17 protein-coding genes are annotated in these 15,848 nt (G+C 68.8%); 5 read left to right on the top strand and 12 right to left on the bottom strand.

The annotated features are described in order from the left end of the window. Positions 1 to 17 precede the first annotated feature (17 nt). The 3 genes from ACFPN1_RS13250 to ACFPN1_RS13240 all read right to left on the bottom strand — a co-directional run bounded on the left by ACFPN1_RS13250 (position 18) and on the right by ACFPN1_RS13240 (position 2,040). Positions 18 to 779 carry an ABC transporter permease gene (locus tag ACFPN1_RS13250; protein WP_386755727.1) on the bottom strand — a complete coding sequence of 254 codons (762 nt, stop codon included), beginning with the start codon at positions 777 to 779 and terminating at the stop codon, positions 18 to 20. A gap of 2 nt (positions 780 to 781) precedes the next feature. Next, positions 782 to 1,720, bottom strand: coding sequence for an ABC transporter ATP-binding protein (locus tag ACFPN1_RS13245; RefSeq protein WP_386755725.1), 939 nt, complete (start codon positions 1,718 to 1,720; stop codon positions 782 to 784). A gap of 68 nt (positions 1,721 to 1,788) precedes the next feature. After that, entirely contained in the window at positions 1,789 to 2,040 is a 252-nt protein-coding gene (locus ACFPN1_RS13240; RefSeq protein WP_386755588.1) for a hypothetical protein, read from the bottom strand. 313 nt (positions 2,041 to 2,353) lie between these two features. On the opposite strand from ACFPN1_RS13240, the gene ACFPN1_RS13235 reads away from it, so the two are divergent. Both ACFPN1_RS13235 and ACFPN1_RS13230 read left to right on the top strand, forming a co-directional pair. Continuing rightward, complete coding sequence (locus tag ACFPN1_RS13235; protein WP_386755586.1) at positions 2,354 to 2,668, top strand: RcnB family protein; 315 nt, start codon at positions 2,354 to 2,356, stop codon at positions 2,666 to 2,668. Between the two features lie 62 nt (positions 2,669 to 2,730). Continuing rightward, complete coding sequence (locus ACFPN1_RS13230; RefSeq protein ID WP_386755585.1) at positions 2,731 to 3,084, top strand: RcnB family protein; 354 nt, start codon at positions 2,731 to 2,733, stop codon at positions 3,082 to 3,084. A gap of 103 nt (positions 3,085 to 3,187) precedes the next feature. On the opposite strand, the gene ACFPN1_RS13225 is transcribed toward ACFPN1_RS13230, so the two are convergent. Then, a complete protein-coding gene (locus ACFPN1_RS13225) occupies positions 3,188 to 3,640 on the bottom strand; it encodes a PepSY domain-containing protein (RefSeq protein ID WP_386755584.1) in 453 nt (150 codons plus the stop codon). A 207-nt stretch (positions 3,641 to 3,847) separates the two neighbouring features. Here ACFPN1_RS13225 and ACFPN1_RS13220 point away from each other — a divergent pair, with 207 nt between their 5' ends. Further along, positions 3,848 to 4,390 carry a hypothetical protein gene (locus tag ACFPN1_RS13220; RefSeq protein WP_386755582.1) on the top strand — a complete coding sequence of 181 codons (543 nt, stop codon included), beginning with the start codon at positions 3,848 to 3,850 and terminating at the stop codon, positions 4,388 to 4,390. Positions 4,391 to 4,433: 43 nt separating this feature from the next. Here the strand turns inward: ACFPN1_RS13220 and ACFPN1_RS13215 are convergent, their stop codons facing one another. After that, a complete protein-coding gene (locus ACFPN1_RS13215) occupies positions 4,434 to 4,940 on the bottom strand; it encodes a DUF1993 domain-containing protein (protein ID WP_386755581.1) in 507 nt (168 codons plus the stop codon). Positions 4,941 to 5,564: 624 nt separating this feature from the next. Then, positions 5,565 to 6,083 (bottom strand): EF-hand domain-containing protein, encoded by a 519-nt coding sequence (locus tag ACFPN1_RS13210; protein WP_386755580.1) that lies wholly within the window; start codon positions 6,081 to 6,083, stop codon positions 5,565 to 5,567. Between the two features lie 216 nt (positions 6,084 to 6,299). On the opposite strand from ACFPN1_RS13210, the gene ACFPN1_RS13205 reads away from it, so the two are divergent. Then, positions 6,300 to 6,887 (top strand): DUF3016 domain-containing protein, encoded by a 588-nt coding sequence (locus ACFPN1_RS13205; protein ID WP_386755579.1) that lies wholly within the window; start codon positions 6,300 to 6,302, stop codon positions 6,885 to 6,887. A gap of 71 nt (positions 6,888 to 6,958) precedes the next feature. Here ACFPN1_RS13205 and ACFPN1_RS13200 read toward each other — a convergent pair whose 3' ends face one another. Both ACFPN1_RS13200 and ACFPN1_RS13195 read right to left on the bottom strand, forming a co-directional pair. Next, positions 6,959 to 8,221 carry an aminopeptidase gene (locus ACFPN1_RS13200; protein WP_386755578.1) on the bottom strand — a complete coding sequence of 421 codons (1,263 nt, stop codon included), beginning with the start codon at positions 8,219 to 8,221 and terminating at the stop codon, positions 6,959 to 6,961. Positions 8,222 to 8,435: 214 nt separating this feature from the next. Continuing rightward, the gene (locus ACFPN1_RS13195; protein ID WP_386755577.1) at positions 8,436 to 10,121 is read right to left on the bottom strand and encodes a M28 family metallopeptidase; all 1,686 of its coding nucleotides are present in this window, start codon (positions 10,119 to 10,121) and stop codon (positions 8,436 to 8,438) included. A gap of 269 nt (positions 10,122 to 10,390) precedes the next feature. On the opposite strand from ACFPN1_RS13195, the gene ACFPN1_RS13190 reads away from it, so the two are divergent. After that, entirely contained in the window at positions 10,391 to 10,798 is a 408-nt protein-coding gene (locus ACFPN1_RS13190) for a hypothetical protein (RefSeq protein WP_386755575.1), read from the top strand. A gap of 163 nt (positions 10,799 to 10,961) precedes the next feature. Here ACFPN1_RS13190 and ACFPN1_RS13185 read toward each other — a convergent pair whose 3' ends face one another. Genes ACFPN1_RS13185 through ACFPN1_RS13170 form a run of 4 tightly spaced genes read right to left on the bottom strand, consistent with a single transcriptional unit; the run spans position 10,962 to position 15,847 of the window. Further along, positions 10,962 to 13,577 carry a winged helix-turn-helix domain-containing protein gene (locus ACFPN1_RS13185; protein WP_386755574.1) on the bottom strand — a complete coding sequence of 872 codons (2,616 nt, stop codon included), beginning with the start codon at positions 13,575 to 13,577 and terminating at the stop codon, positions 10,962 to 10,964. A gap of 56 nt (positions 13,578 to 13,633) precedes the next feature. Then, positions 13,634 to 14,164, bottom strand: a complete 531-nt coding sequence (locus ACFPN1_RS13180) for a hypothetical protein (RefSeq protein WP_386755573.1) — start codon at positions 14,162 to 14,164, stop codon at positions 13,634 to 13,636. Positions 14,165 to 14,201: 37 nt separating this feature from the next. Next, positions 14,202 to 14,648: an EF-hand domain-containing protein gene (locus tag ACFPN1_RS13175; protein WP_386755571.1), complete on the bottom strand. Its 447-nt coding sequence runs from the start codon at positions 14,646 to 14,648 to the stop codon at positions 14,202 to 14,204. Beyond that, positions 14,645 to 15,847: a TIGR03032 family protein gene (locus ACFPN1_RS13170; protein WP_386755570.1), complete on the bottom strand. Its 1,203-nt coding sequence runs from the start codon at positions 15,845 to 15,847 to the stop codon at positions 14,645 to 14,647. The genes ACFPN1_RS13175 and ACFPN1_RS13170 overlap by 4 nt, the downstream gene beginning before the upstream one ends. Position 15,848: the final 1 nt, after the last annotated feature.

The following is a 15,848-nucleotide window of genomic DNA, read 5'->3' as shown; positions in this document are numbered from 1 at the left end:
GGTGGGCTTGCCCCACACTACGCCTTGAGCTTGTACCCGGTGCGGAAGATCCACGCGATCAGCGCCATGCACAGGGCGAGGAAGCCGAGGATCGCCGCCGTGCTGATCACGATGTCGACGTCGCTGACACCGTAGAAGCTCCAGCGCATGCCGCTGATCAGGTAGACCACCGGATTGAACAGCGCGATCTTCTGCCACAACGGCGGCAGCATGCCGATCGAGTAGAACGCGCCGCCCAGGAACGTGAGCGGCGTCAGCACCAGCAGCGGGATGACCTGGAGTTGCTGGAAGCTGCCGGCCCAGATGCCGATGATGAAACCGAACAGGCTGAAGCTCAGCGCGGTCAGCACGAGGAAGCAGCCCATCCAGAACGGATGGACGATCTCGTAGGGGACGAAGAAGCGCGCGGTCACCAGGATCAGCGTCCCGAGCATCAGCGACTTGGTCGCCGCCGCGCCGACGTAGCCCAGCAGGATCTCGACGGTCGACACCGGTGCCGACAGCAGTTCGTAGATCGTGCCCGACCATTTCGGCAGATAGATGCCGAACGAGGCGTTGGACACGCTCTCGTTGAGCAGCGACAGCATCACCAGGCCGGGAATGATGAAGGCGCCGTAGCCCACGCCGTCGACCTCGCCCATGCGCGAACCGATCGCCGCGCCGAACACGATGAAGTACAGCGACGTCGACAGCACCGGCGAGAGGATCGATTCCAGCAGGGTGCGGAAGGTGCGCGCCATTTCGAAGCGGTAGATCGCACGGACCGCGTGCACGTTCATGCTCATGTGCGTGCTCCGTTGCTGCCATGCACCAGGCTGACGAAGATCTCTTCCAGCGAGCTTTCACTGGAATGCAGGTCCTTGAAGTCGATGCCCTGTTCGTTGAGGCGGCGCATCAGCGTGGCGATGCCGGTTTGTTCGCGCTGGGTGTCGAAGGTGTAGACCAGGGCGTGCCCCTCGTCGGCCAGTTCGAGACCGAAGGACGCCAGCGCCTCGGGCACCGCGGCCAGCGGTTCCTGCAACTGCAGCGTCAGCTGCTTCTTGCCGAGCTTGCGCATCAGCACGTGCTTGTCCTCGACCACGATCAGCTCGCCGTTGCTGATGACGCCGATGCGATCGGCCATCTCCTCGGCTTCCTCGATGTAGTGCGTGGTCAGGATGATGGTCACGCCGTTTTCGCGCAGCGTGCGCACCAGCTGCCACATGTCGCGACGCAGTTCGACGTCGACGCCGGCGGTGGGCTCGTCCAGGAACAGGATCCGCGGCTCGTGCGCCAGCGCCTTGGCGATCAGCACGCGCCGCTTCATGCCGCCGGAGAGCGTCATGATCTTGCTGTCCTTCTTCTCCCACAGCGACAGGTCGCGCAGCACCTTCTCCAGGTACGCGGGATCCGGCGCCTTGCCGAACAGGCCGCGACTGAAGCTCACCGTCGCCCACACGGTCTCGAAGGCGTCGGTCGACAGTTCCTGCGGCACCAGCCCGATCCGGGCGCGCGCGGCGCGGTAGTCGCGCACGATGTCGTGGCCGTCGGCGAGCACGGTGCCGGTGCTGGCGTTGACGATGCCGCAGACGATGCTGATCAGCGTCGTCTTGCCGGCGCCGTTGGGTCCGAGCAGGGCGAAGATCTCGCCGCGACGGATGTCGAGGTCGACGTGCTTGAGCGCGACGTGGCCGGACGCATAGGTCTTGCTCACGTCGCGGATGGAAACGACGGCATCCACGCGGAGTTCTTCCACCAGGGCAACCGGCGCATCGTAATCGACGCGCGAGGCGAAGCCGTGAGCCACGATCAGCCCATTTCGCCCGGGCCACGCCGGCGCCGCGCCGCCGCGCGCGCCGTCCGCCGCGCCAGCCCGCGCAATACCAGCGTGACCGCCACCGGCAAGGCAACCAGGGCCGCGTTACGGGCGCCTGGCCAGATCGGCGCGGGGTCGGTACCACCCGTGTACCCGATCGCGGCGAAGGCCAGACCGATCACGCCGAGGGCGACGATCGGCATCAGCGGTACGAAGGCGAATCCGGCGTGGCGAGGCGTGGGCATGGCGCGTCCCGTGCGAGGTGTGCGGAAGAAGGCGTACAGGCTAGCCATCGCCCGCGGCGCCGATAAGCCGCGATTCGAGGGAAGAATCGTCCCGGGCACGGGGCAATCCGCGCGAACCGTTCAGGCGGCGCGTTCCATGCGCGCCGGAATGCGGGAACCGCGCGGCCAGCATGAATACGGGCCAACCCCGCGGCGCGCGGAACGGCGAAACCGGTCAAATTTCCCGAAGTCCGTGGTGAACTTCGCCCCACCGTGCGCGGCCGGCCACCTACCATCCGCCGCACCGCATCCATCACGTTCACGAGGGGGAACCATGAAACGCGTGCTACTGGCTGTTTCGCTCGCGCTGCTGTCGCTGTCTTCGGTCGCCGTCGCCAAGGGCCACGGGCGCGGACACGGCGGTCATGGCGGCCACGGCGATCACCCGCCGGGCAACCATTACGGCTGGCACAAGGGCGAGAAGATCGACGTCGTCTACCTGCAGCCGCGCTACTACGTCACCGACTACCGCGTGTACCACCTCGCGCCGCCGCCCCCGGGCCACCGCTGGATCCGCCATCCGGACGGCCGCTTCGTCCTCGTGGCCGTGGCCACCGGCATCATCGCCGACATCCTGCTGCACCACTGACCCATCGGCCCGCGGCGCCGATGCGTCGTCGGGCCAGTTGCAGGCACACCCGGAGTACGCCCATGAAACGCCTGATCCTCGCCGCGTCGTTTGCCACTCTGCTGCTGACCGCGCCGTTGGCGCTGGCCGACGGGCACCGTCATCACGGCGATCGTCACCACCACGACCATGACTACGATCGCGATTACGACCGCGACCATGACCGCCGGCACAAGCACTGGAAGCACCGCGATTACCGCCGCGGCGACCGCATCGAAGTGGTGTATCTGGAGCCGCGCTACTACGTCGACGACTACGCGTACTACCACCTGCGCCAGCCGCCGCGCGGCCATCGCTGGGTGCGCGACGACGAAGGTCGCTTCATCCTCGTGGCCGTCGCCACCGGGATCATCGCCGACATCCTGCTGCACCACTGATCCTCTGCGTGCGGACGAAAGAAAGCCCCGCAACTGCGGGGCTTTCTGTTTTTGCAGACGCGGCCGTCGACGGCGTCGCGCGACAGCGATGCGCCGGCAATCCTCAGTCCTTTTCCTTGCCGATCACCTTGCCGGTCGCCGGATCGATCTTCAGTTCCACGTCCTTGCCCTGCGGATCGTCGGCCTCCGCGTTCCAGATGCCGTCCTCGTAATCGACGTCGTGCACGTTGGTGTAGCCCGCGGCGGCGAGCTTGGCGCGCACGTCGGCTTCGCTGAGATTGGCGACCTGCTCGTCGGGGTAGATCGCGCCGGTCGCGGGATCGATGCGCACGTCCACGCGATTGCCGTTGGCACTGCGCGCATCGGCCTTCCACACGCCATCGCTGAATTTCACATCGTTGATCTTCGTGTAGCCCTGCGCCTCGAGCCGCGCCTGCACCTCGGCCCTGGTCAGGCCCGGTTGCGGCTGCGCCCAGGCGCTACCGCCCAGGCACGCCAGCGCCACGGCGAGCGCGCCTGCGGCCAGGGCCGGATTGCGCTTGCGGTTCGACTTCATCCGTCACTCCTGCGGTGGGGGGTGCCCGCAGTCTTCGCAGCCACGCGCGAATCGCCGGTGAATCCACCCGACCGCAGGTCATCGCGGATTCGGCCATGTCGAGATGACGTCACGACGCGCGCCCTCCCCCGACCGGGGGACGCAGCATGGCCGCGCCATGGCTCGACAATGCGCGACGAGGGAGTGCCCATCTGTCAGGAGCCTTCGATGTCCAGATCGATACTCGCGCTCGCCGTCTTCGCGGTGCTGAGCGCAAACGCATGGGCGGCCGATGCCGCCGCCGACAGCAAGATGATCGCGAGCGCGATGCAGGCCGCGCCCGCCAAGGTCGCCGCCAACGCCACCATCGTCGCGATGGAGAAGGACGGCATGCGCACCGTGCGCGCCGGCACCAACGGCTTCACCTGCATGGCCGACAACCCCGGCACGCCCGGCCCCGATCCGATGTGCATGGATGCGGCCGCGATGGAGTGGGCGCACGCCTGGATGGAACACAAGCCGCCTGCGACGGGCAAGATCGGCTTCATGTACATGCTGGCCGGCGGCACCGATGCCAGCAACACCGATCCGTATGCGGAGCAACCGACCGCCAGCAACCACTGGGTGCAGACCGGACCGCACGTGATGATCGTGGGCGCCGACCCGGCGTTCTACGACATGTATCCGAAGGACGCCGATCCCGACACCTCGGTGCCGTACGTGATGTGGCCCGGCACGCCGTACCAGCACCTGATGATTCCGGTGAAGTGAACGGCGCGGAGCGGGCGCGTCGCCAGGACGCGCCCGCGCAGGCTCAGTTCTCGCCCAGGTAATCGGCCTTGCCGATGGCGACGCCTGCCTGCCGCAGCAGGGCGTAGGCGATGCTGGTGTGGAAGAACAGATTGGGCAGCAGGTAGGCGAGCAGGTAATCGCGGCCGACGAAGTTCTGTTCGGAACGGGGAGTCTTGAACGAGATCGCACGGGTCTCGCTGTCCGCGAACTGCTCGGGCGTGAAGCCATCGAGGTAGGCGATCGAGGCGGCGATGCGCGCCTGCAGCTGCTCGAACGTGGTCTCGTTGTCCTCGACGCTGCGCACTTCCTGGCCGGTGAGGCGTGCCGCGCCGCGCGTGGCCATGTCGTTGGCGATCTGCACCTGTCGCACCAGCGGCAGCATGTCGAAGATCAGCCGGGACTGCAGCAGGTTCGCGGGGTCGGCGCCCTTGTCGCGCGCATGGGCCGCGCCCTTGGCGAGCACGCGGTCGAGGTTGCGCAGCGTGCGCACGAACACCGGAATGGACGCGTCATACATCGAGAAGGACATGGGCGGGCTCCGCAATTCGGGAAGACGCGCAGCTTAGCCGGTGGCTCTACGGCCGATTAGCCGCGAAATCCGGGACGACGTATCCCGCCTGCGGGCCGCGTGCCGGCAATGCGCAGGCAGTCTGCGCTGCCGCGACGATGCGCATGCGACGACGAGGTGTCTGCGCGTACGTCCGACCTGCGCGTACGTCCGATGCGCGACGCACGCACGCTCACTCCTCCCGCCAACTGCCCGCTCGCCGCGATGCGAAGAGAGCCGAAAGCGATTGTCACGTGACGCGGAGCGATTCCGTTGATCGACACACTGCAGGCACGCGACGATCGGTCGCCCGTCCCTTCGGCGCCGGCGGCACCGGATCGTGCGCCGGCGGCTGCCGGAGCTCGGGTTCATCGGGGACGGGGGCTTCGGGCGGCGGCGGCTGCGGACGCGGCATCGGCCGTACCGGAATCTCGCGATCCGGTGACGGCGGTGTCGGTGCCGGTGGCTCGTCTGGACGCGCCGGCGCATCCGGGCGCTCTGGCGCCGGCGCCGGCGAGTCCGGTCGGCCGGGCACCGGCGGCGTGGTGTGCGCGACCATCCACGATCTCCACGCACGCCTTCGCCGCGCAGCGCCCGGGTTCACGGTCAGGGCGACTTGTCCGGCGACGTCGTCTTGCCCTTCTCCTTCATCATCCCCGCGTGGCCGGCGTCCATCTCCTGGCGCGACAGGCTGCCGTTGCCGTCGGTGTCCATCTCCGAAAACATCGAGCGTGCGCCGGCCTCATGCTCGCTGGCCGACAGCATGCCGTCGCCGTTGGTGTCCAGTTTCGCGATCTTCTCGGACGAGGACATTTCCCGGTGCATCGCGCCGGTGTCCATCGCCGCATCGTTGCTGGTCATCCCTTTCGACGCGGCCTCCTTCTTCATGTGGCGCGCGTCCATCTCGGCGGCGGTGACGTTGCCGTCGCCGTTCGCGTCCATCTCGCCGAACATCTTCGCGATCGCGGCATCGTGCTCGGCCGACGACACCATGCCGTCGTTGTTCGTATCCATCATCCTGAACTTGCTGCCCGAATCGCCCGCCCATGCGGCGGCGCCCAGCGCCATCGCGCACAGCAGCGCCGATCCGGCGCCCATCACGTAGCTGCGTTTTGCATCGTTCATGCCTGACCTCCGTGGCCGCGGGATGCGGCTGTCACTGACCACCGCCCAGTGTGCGAAGCCATTTGTTAGCGCGAAGCGGAGTGCAGGTGAGGTCGCGTTAACGACTCGCGGATGAACGAGCGGCGCCGGCCCGCCGATCCGCCGGGTTTGCGGCTTCAATGCGACGCGGCCGGGGAGGACAATGCCGGTATCGACCGGTCATCTGGGAGATCCGCCATGACACTCCGCACGCCAATCTCCGGCCTGCTCGCGATAGCGCTGGCCTGCGCCGGGCTGCTCGCGCCGCACGCGGCCGCAGCGCGCATCCGTTACGTCACCGATGCCGACGCGCCCCGCAGCCTGCCCGAACAGGGACCGGTCAGCGTCAGCTGGGACGATCCGGCCGGCTTCACCGAGATCCGCTACAGCCACAACCGCGTCGAATCGCGTCGCGGCGACTGGGTCGCGCAGCTCGCCCGGCACCTGCGCGACTACGCGGCACCGCGCCTGCGGGCCGGCGAACGGCTGCAGATCCGCATCACCGACATCGATCGCGCCGGCGATTTCGAGCCGTGGCGCGGGCCGGACTTCTACGACACCCGCTTCGTGCGCGACATCTATCCGCCGCGCATCACCCTTGCCTTCACGCATACCGATGCGAACGGCGCCGTGATCGACCAGGGCGAGCGCAAGCTCATGGACGCCGGCTTCCTGATGGATTCGACCGTCGGCCGCGGATACGACCCCCTGCGCTTCGAGAAGCGCCTGCTCGAACGCTGGATCGCCAGCGAACTCCCGGCCGACCGCCGCAGCGCCGCGCGCTAGGAACAGCTGCGCCCTGAGGCAACAAAGGCGGCCCGAAGGCCGCCTTTGTTCCTTGCGCTTGCGCGCGTTGCTCAGAGCTTCAGCGTGCCGTTCTCGACGATGGGCTTGCCGTCGAGCGTGAGCGTGCTGCCGGGCAGGAACAACGTCAGTCCGTACGGCACCGAGTTGCTGCCGCCGGCCCAGACGTTGAAGCCGGTGCCCACCGTGACCGATCCGGCCGGCACCCAGGTGCCGACCTTGCTCGTCGCGGGCAGCGTCACGTTGGGATTGATGCCGACGTCGACGAAGCCCACGTCGTCCTTGCGGGCGTCGTCGACCGCGTCGTATTCGGCCTTCAGTCCGGCGTAACCGGGGCCCTCGCCGGTCATCGCCGTCACCTTGCCGCCGTCGACGGTGAGGGTGAGGTTGTTCACTTCCTTGCCGCGGAAGTAGCTGAGCGTGCTCACCACCTTGCCGTGGGCGCTGCCGGCCACCGGCGTGGCGTAGACCTCGCCGGCCGGCAGGTAGGCCGCGGCCGCGGCGGCGCCACCCTTCATGTCCTCCGCGCTGACCACGCCGTCGCTGGTGAGCACGGGACGCCCCTTCACGCTCAGCGTGAGGTCGGTGCCGTTGGGGTTGGTGATGTGCACCTCGTTGCCGCCGGCGATCGCGACCTTCACCTGCGTGCCGCGCGCCTGCAGTTCGCTGTAGTCGAGGTTGACGCCGTTCCAGAACGTGCGCGCCAGGGCGTCCTCTTCGAGGCCGTATTGTTTCGCGCGCCACGGCGTCGGATACAGGTTGTTGCCGATCTCCACGTTGCGGACCTTGCGCAGGAACTTCTGCGCCACCGGTTCGGCCGCCTTGCCGCGCGCGGCCATGCGCTTGGGATCGGCGCCTTCGAACAGATCCTGGGTGGCGTTGTTGCCCAGGGAAATCTGCACGTCGACGATGTCGGCGAGCTTGCTCCCGAGCGTGTCGGCCTGGGTGTCGTATTTTTCCGGCACGTCGAAGAACAGGCGTTTGGCCAGGCGGTCGCTGCTGTATTCGATGAAGGGCAGGCCACCGACCTTGCGTACGTTGACGGCGAGGTTCTCGAGCAGTTCCGCATCGCTCGGCCGGCCGGTGATCAGCACGACCTCGCCTTCCTTCACCGCCGCGCTTTGCGTCACCACGCGCTGCGCCAGCTGTTCCAGGTCGGTGTAGGCCGCCTTGGGCTCCGCGGGTGCGGCGGTGCTGGCGGGCGCGGGCGTTGCCGTTGCCGGCGCGGTGGCTTCCGGCGGCGCGGAGCGTTGGCAGGACACAAGCGCGGCCAGGGTGGCCGCGGACAGTGCAGTCGCGATCAGACGAGGGTTCATCGGTGCGCTCCAGGTGCCTGTATGGGCGAGCACCCCGACCAACGCGGCGCTGCCGCGGCAACGGCCAGGCCCGGATGCGCGGCGCGGCGCGCGCACGGCGCAACTTCCCTGCAATCAATGCCCTGGCGAGGCAACGTCCCCTGATCGGGTGGCGACGCCGCAAACGAAAAGCCCCGCCAGTGGCGGGGCTTTCGTGCGTGCGTGCAGGTCGCCGTTACTTGCGTGCGTCCGCGCTGGCATCGCGCGCGGCGCGGAACTCGGAGTCCTGGCCCCAGTTCGGCCAGGCGTTCGAGTTCGCCAGGTCGCTGCCCAGCGTGTACAGGATCTGCAGGTCGCGCGCCATGCCGGTGAACGGCCAGGCCGCGTCGAATTCGTCGGCCGGCTGGTGGTAGCGGTCGCGCGTGTACATCTCGCTCCACTGCTTGCTCGCGGCCGTGCCGCCGTCGACGCGGTCGTCGCCCGAACCGAACGAAATCGCCGGCACGCCGCGCTTGGCGAAGGGGAAGTGGTCGGAACGGAAGAAGTGGCCCGCTTCCGGCTTCGGATCCGGCGAGTAGCGCACGTTCCACTGCTTCGCGGTGGCCACCAGCTGGTCGAGCAGTTCGAGCTTCGCGCTGCCGGAGATGTTGAAGTCGCGCGCCGGTCCGTGCGGATCGAGCGCGTCCATGTTGATCACGCCGACGGTCTTGCCCAGCGGATACAGCGGCTTGGACGAGTAGTACTCCGAACCGAGCAGGCCCTTTTCTTCCGCGGTGACGTTGAGGAACACCAGCGAGCGTTCCGGCTTCTGCTTCGCGTGCGCGAAGGCGCGGCCCAGCTCGATCAACGCGGCGGTGCCGGTCGCATTGTCGACCGCGCCGTTGTAGATCGTGTCGCCCCTGGCATCGGGCTCGCCGACGCCGAGGTGATCCCAGTGCGCGCTGTAGATCACGTATTCGTCGGACTTCCTGCTGCCTTCGATGAAACCGACGATGTTCTGCGAGGTGATGACCTTCGAATCGACGTCGTAGTCGGCGCTGAACGTCGCGCCCTTGATCTCGACCGGCTGGAAGTCGCGCATCTGCGCCTGCTTCTTCAGTGCCTCGAAGTCGAGCCCGGCGCTCTTGAACAGGTTCACCGCGAAGTCGCGCTGGATCCAGGCTTCCAGCGGCGCGTGCACCGCCTTGGGATCGTCGCGCACGACGTCGAACATGGTGTTGGTATTGGAATTCTTCACCGTCGCCCAGCCGTACGAGGCCGGATCGGTCTCGTGCACGATCAGCAGGCCGGCGGCGCCCTGGCGCGCGGCTTCCTCGTATTTGTAGGTCCAGCGGCCGTAGTAGGTCATGGCCTTGCCGCCGAAGTCGCCCTTGCCGGTCTCGAAATCGGGATCGTTGATCAGGGCAACGATGACTTTGCCCTTGACGTCCATGCCCTTGAAGTCGTCCCAGTTGCGCTCGGGCGCTTTCACGCCGTAGCCGACGAACACCAGCGGCGCGTCCTTGATGCTGACGTGCGTATCGCCGTTGAGCGCGGCGCGCACGGCGATCTGTTCGCCCTGCGTCAGCGCCTGCGCCTGGCCGCCTTCGTTCATCGTCAGCGTCGGGGTGCCGGTGATTTCGGCGCGCAGCAGCGGCACCGCCTGCGTCCAGGTGCGCTTGCCGTCCTTGATGTCGCCACCGGGCTGCAGGCCGGCGGCCTGCATCTGCGCGGAGACGTACTCGACCGTCTTCGTCTCGCCCGGCGTGGCCGGACCGCGGCCCTCGAAGGCATCCGAGGACAAGGTCTTCACTTCTTCGGCGAGGCGGTGCGGATCGAAGCTCGGGGCCTGGGGATTCGCGGCCAGCGCGGGCTGCAGCGCGAACGCCACGGCCAGGGACAACACGGATGCGGCGAGTGCATTCCGGGAAGGACGGTTCATGCGGCACCTTGAAAGCGGCGGGACAAGGCGTTCGATGGTAGCAGCGGTGCACGGTGCGCGAGCCGATGACTTGTGGCACGGCCTCACGCCCGATTCGGCATGGTTTTTCCCGTGTTCCGTCACGCTCCGCCCACCTTGCTGATCCGGTCGCAACGAAACGGGGCGCTGCGGCCGGCGTTCACGCCGCCGCGACGCCGATTCACGCGCATGCACGCCGGCAGGGACCACGCTGCCCGCATCCGCCCGTGTGGCGTCGATGGAACAGACTCATGCGTCGTTCCAGCTTCCTTCCGTCCAGGCTTCCGCCGTACCCGATCCGGTTCGCGTCGGTGACGTGGCTGCTGTGGCTGGCGCTGGCGGGCGCGTGCTTGCCGCTCGCGGCGCAGACGCACGAGCCGATCACGGCCGCGCCACGCGCCGACACCTCGGCGCGCGATGCGGTCGTTGCAGCCGCCCCGGCGGAGCCATCGCGCGCTCGCGGCAAGCGCAGCCTGATGGGTCTGGTGATGGATGCGCTGATCGCATCGGCCGAGCAGTCGGCACGCGAGCAGCGCGCGTCCGGCCTCGATGCCGCTCCGCGACACGCGCCGACGACCACCGTTTCGCGCGACGAGGCGACCGTCGACGCCCCGCGCGAGGCCGACACGCACAAGCAGGTGGCGTTGCAGGAGCCGTAGCCCGGGCAAGGCCGCAGGCCGCACCCGGGGAATACGCTCCCGCGAGCAGGAACACTCCAAGGGAGGCCGATTTTTCTCCCGCGCTGCGGCGCGGTGGGGATCATCACGGATTACATTCCTGGCGGCGCGATGCGCTGCGCTTATCCGGGCCACGCTCCCCGAGCTACTTCACGAGCCCCAGCAACCGCGCGCGATCCACCGCGTGTTCGCGCGATCCGGCCGAGAGCTTGGCGAACAGGTTCTTGAGGTGCCACTTCACCGTTTCGCCGCCGATGTCCAGCGTCAGCGCGATGCGCTTGTTCGACATGCCGCGCTGGAGCAGGCGCAGGATCTCGGCTTCCTTCGTCGTCAGCAGGCCCGAGGCGCCAGGCGCGGACGCATCGATCGACGCGCGGCGGCGCCTGCCCGCCTTCGGCAGCAGCGCGCCGTTCTCCACTTCCGCCGCCATTTCCAGCGCCTGCGGATGGACGTTGGCGAGCAGGCGCGCATTGCCGGACAACGAGGCCAGGCTCATCGCCTCGCGCAACAGCGGCAAGGCCTGGTCGCTGCCGCGCCGTCGCGCCACGACCGCGCGCAGGACCTTGACCGCGCGCGCATCGCGCCCGCGGCGCAGCAGCGCGGCGAGCGTCGCGGCGCGGTCGAGCGCGCTGTCGGCGGCATCGATGTCGTTGCGTTCCAGCGCGACGTAACTGCGCGCGACCGACGCGACCAGCTGGTAGTGCGGCACGTATGGGCGCAGTTCTTCCTGCGCGAACACGGCCGCGAGCGCATCGAGCTCGACCATCGCCTCGTCCGCGCTCTGCAGGCACTGCCGCAGCGCGAACAGGCGCACGCGTTCGGCCAGTCCCTGCAGGCGCAGGCGCGGCAGTGCGCGACGATGGGCGACCGCATCGAAACTGTCGAGCACGCTCAGCGCACGACGCTCGTCGTCCTGCGCCAGCGCGGCGTACACCAGCGTGCGGTACGCCAGCAGGATGTTGTCGGCGAAGCCGCAGCGCTCGATCACGTCGAGACGGTTGGCGAGCAGGGCCTGCGCCGCGGTTTGCTGGTCGAGTTGCAGCAGCGCCGCCGCGAGCACCGGCGCGTGCAGGCTGGCGATCATGCTGCGGCGGCCTTCCTCGCGTTCGGCGAGCAGCAACGCGGGACGCATCACCTCTTCGGCCAGGCGCGGGTTGCCGTCCCACAGGTGGCTCAGGCCCACCAGCATCTGGCCCAGCGCCGCGGCCAGGCGCAGCGAGCCTTCGCGCCCCAGCGTCGCGGCCTGCGCGATCTGCGCGCGCGCCGCGCCGGTGTCGCCGCGGTGCAGGGCGACGAACGCGCCGACGTTGAGGCGGTTGGCGGTGTACAGCGGATCGACGTCGGCCGGCACGGGCGGCCAGCTCGCCAGCAGCTTTTCCAGCACGCCCAGGTGGTCCGCATAGGCGGCGGCGGTCGACGCCACGCGGCGCGCCACCACCGCCAGCGCCGGCGAGGTGCGCGGATTGCCGAGCACGTCGCTGGCCATGCGCAGCGCTTCCGCATTGCGGTTGCCGAACGCCAGCACCGCGGCGGCGCCCAGGCGCAGTTCGGCATCGCTTTCCAGCAGCGCCATCGGCAGGCGCTGCAGCCATTCGCGTGCCTCGTCGACCTTGCCCAACGCGCCGAGCATCCACAGCGCACGGGCCGCGTATTCCTGCGCCAGCGCTTCGTCGCCGGCGGCGAGGGCGTGGTCGGCGGCGTCGTGCAGGCGCCCGTTCTGCATGTACCAGTGCGAGGCGCGTGCGTGCAGCGCGGCGCGCTCTGGCGCGGGCAGCTGCTCGAAGCGTCCGCGCAGGAAGTCGCGCGCCAGCGGATGCAGCCGCAGCCAGCCGTCGCGCTCGCCGACCATCATGATCGGCGTCTCGCGTACCAGCTGTTGCAGCAGGTCCGCGCAGGACAGGCCCGACACCGCGTCGCACAGTTCCTGGTTGAAGTGATCGAGGATGGCGATGCGCGTGAGCACGTCGGCGGCATGCGGCGGCAGCGCGGCCAGCAGCGAATCGACGAAGTAGTCCTGCAGGCTGCCGCGTCGCGCCGACAGCGTGCGCACCGCGGCGGCCGCATCGTCCTCGTGCTCGATCGCCGCGATCGCCAGCTGCAGGCCGATCGGCCAGCCCTCGGTCGCGTCGTGCACGCACGCGCGCTCGTCCACGCTCAGGCGCGCGCCCAGGCGCCGTTCGAGCAGCACCATGGACTCTTCCAGCTGCAGGCGCAGGTCGTGCGTGGACAGTTGCAGGAAGCTGTCCTTGGCCACCAGTTCGGTCGTGCGCAGCGGCAGCGGCACGCGCGAGCCGATCGCGATGTGCAGGTTGGCCGGCGCGTTGAGCAGCAGGTACTGCAGCGATTGGCGCACGGTGGCTTCGGGCAGCCGTTCGGCGTCGTCGATCACGATCACGGTCCACGCGCCGTTGCGCGCCACCTCCGACAGCATGCGCGTCAGCGTCTCCAGGCCGGGGCTGCCGGACGGAGGGGTGTCGCGGATCGCGCAGGCGTTGCGCGCGGCTTGCAGCAGACCGACGGTGAAGCGCGCCGGATCGTCCTGCGCATCGACGCCGAGCCAGGCCACGCGCGCGCCCGCTTCCAGCCAGCGCTGCCGCCACTGCAGCAGCAGCGTGGTCTTGCCGAAGCCCGCCGGCGCCACGACCGCGGCGGCGGCGCAATCGCGCAGGCGTTCGGCGTACCGCAGCAGGCGCGGCCGCTCCATCGCCAGGCGCGGCATGCGCGGTGGCGTCGTCTTCAGGACGAACTCGGACTCGGACATGGCAGCTATCGCGATGGACCGGCGGGCCGTCGGAGCGTCCGCGCTAGGGTAACCGACTAGGGCAGCGAGCCCATCGGATCGCGCGGCGACGCCGCCAGCGGGGAGAGCAGGCGCGCGCCCTCGAAATAGGAGACCCGCAGCTGCAGCCCGCGCGGCGAGTAGCCGATGAAGGTGGAATCGGCCGCGGCGACATGGGCCAGGTCGTAGCGCGTGGCGAGCAGCGCGCTTTCCACTTCCAGCAGCACGCCCAGGCTTTCGGCCACCGGCAGCGCGGCGTTGTGCGCCTGCAGGATCTGCCGCGCGCGGTTGAAGAACGGCATGGCCTGCCCCTGCCCGCGGTATTCCGGGGCGAAGAACTGCCGGTAGTAGTACATGGGCTGGCGCAGGCGCTGCAGCACGCGCACGAACGCGGTGCCCACGCCGACGATACGGCCCTCGCCATCGCGGGCGATGCACACGGCCTGGCGCGCACGCGCGGTGGCGACGCCGGCATCGGCGATGGCCTTGTGCGCGGACCAGAACGCGACCAGTTCGGCCTGCAGCTCCGGGGTGACCTGCTTCCAGACGGATACGAACTCGACTGACACGACTCTCTCTTTCCTGATGGTGCGACGGCGGCAGCCGTCAACGGGGCTTCGCGTTGGCGTTGGCCTTCGTCGCCGGCGCCGCGGCCGGCTTCGGCGCCAGTGCCGTCACCAGCGCGACGTATTCCTCGAAGCGCAGGCCGCCGCTGCGGTCGCTGTCGAAGCGCGCGATCGGCGGCGCATTCGTGCCGGCCTTGCGGACCAGTTCCAGCGTCGCGTATTCGCCGGCATCGAGGGCGCCGTCGCGATTGCGGTCACGCGCGGCGAATTGCGCACGCAACTGACGCAGCGCCGCGGTGCGCTCGATCCGCGCCCAGCCGGCGTTGAATTCCGCCGGCGACAGCGACTGGTTCCTGTCGGTGTCCCACGCGGCGAACACCGCCGTCGGCGACAGCAGCGCGGCGCCCGGTGCGGCCGGCGTACCTGCGGCGGCGACGCCGGCGAGCAGGCACAGCGCGAGCGCCGTGCCGCAACGGGCAGTGCTCATGCGCTCTCCTCCACCGCGAAGTCCTGCTCGAAAGTGATCAGCTCGCGGATGTCCGGCGTGCGCAGGCCGACCAGCATCGGGTTGCGCACGTTGGGCAGGAAGCTGATGTCGAAGACCTCGCTGATGTCGCCCTCGAAGCGGATCCAGTGCATCACGTCGCCGGTCGCCAGCGAAACGATCTGCACACCGCACCACGGGTCGGCGTCGCGCCGGCCCAGTTCGTCGTCCAGTTCCAGACCCTCGAAGCGCTGGTTGCGCGGCTTCGACAGGCCCACCGCGGCGACGTTGCCGATGATCGACAGGCCGCGCGCGAAACCCGGCACGAAGGCCAGCGGCACGAAGCGCTTCGTCGCGAAGTCGACCCAGCCCAGGTGTCCGGTGCCGGCGTTGAGCAGCCACAGCTTGCCGTTGGCCCAGCGCGGCGAATGCGGCATCGACAGGCCTTCGCACACGATCTCGTCGGTCTCCACGTCGATCACCACGCCGCCATCGCGGCGGCGGTCGCGCCAGCCGTCGACTGTGTCGCTCCTGCACACCGCGGTCACGTACTTGGGCCGGCCCTCGACCATCGCCAGGCCATTGAGGTGGCAGCGGTCTTCCGGCGCCAGCTTGCTGATGAACTTCGGCTTCCAGATCGCCTTGAAGCTGTGCGTCTGGCTCAGCTCGGCCAGGCACGAGTACCTGGTGTTGACGAACACCACCTTGCCGTTGCTGCGGATGCCCAGCTCGTGGATGTCGAGGTCGCCGATCGTCTGCGCGTTGCGCGGCACGTAGCACTTATCGAACTGGCCGTGGATGACCTCGTTGGGACGCAGCACGTTCTCGAAGCGCCACAACTGGTACAGCCCGCCCAGGTAAATGCGCTGCGCGTTGCCGACGATGCCCATCGCGCGCTCGAAGATGCGCTCGAAGAACGAGACGCGCCCCTGCTTGTCGCTGCCGACCAGGTACAGCCGGCCGGTCTGGTACGAGGAGATCGCCAGCGAGATGCGGTTGGCGGCGAGCCAGCCGGCCAGTCCGCGCGAGCAGCTCTTCTCCACCTTCATCTGCAGCAGGTTCTTCGGCGGCGTCGCGCCGGCGTCCTTCGCTGCACTGTTGCTGGTTTCGGGTTCCGCGCCCACCGTCTGCAGAACCGCTTCGTTGCCTTCCTTGTCGCTGGTTTCGCTGACTCCCTTGTCGCGCATGTCGTCTGTTGCCACT

It is taken from the genome of Lysobacter yangpyeongensis (genome assembly GCF_042655745.1).
Classification (GTDB): domain Bacteria; phylum Pseudomonadota; class Gammaproteobacteria; order Xanthomonadales; family Xanthomonadaceae; genus Agrilutibacter; species Agrilutibacter yangpyeongensis.
This window is presented reverse-complemented; position numbering and strand designations above follow the sequence as displayed.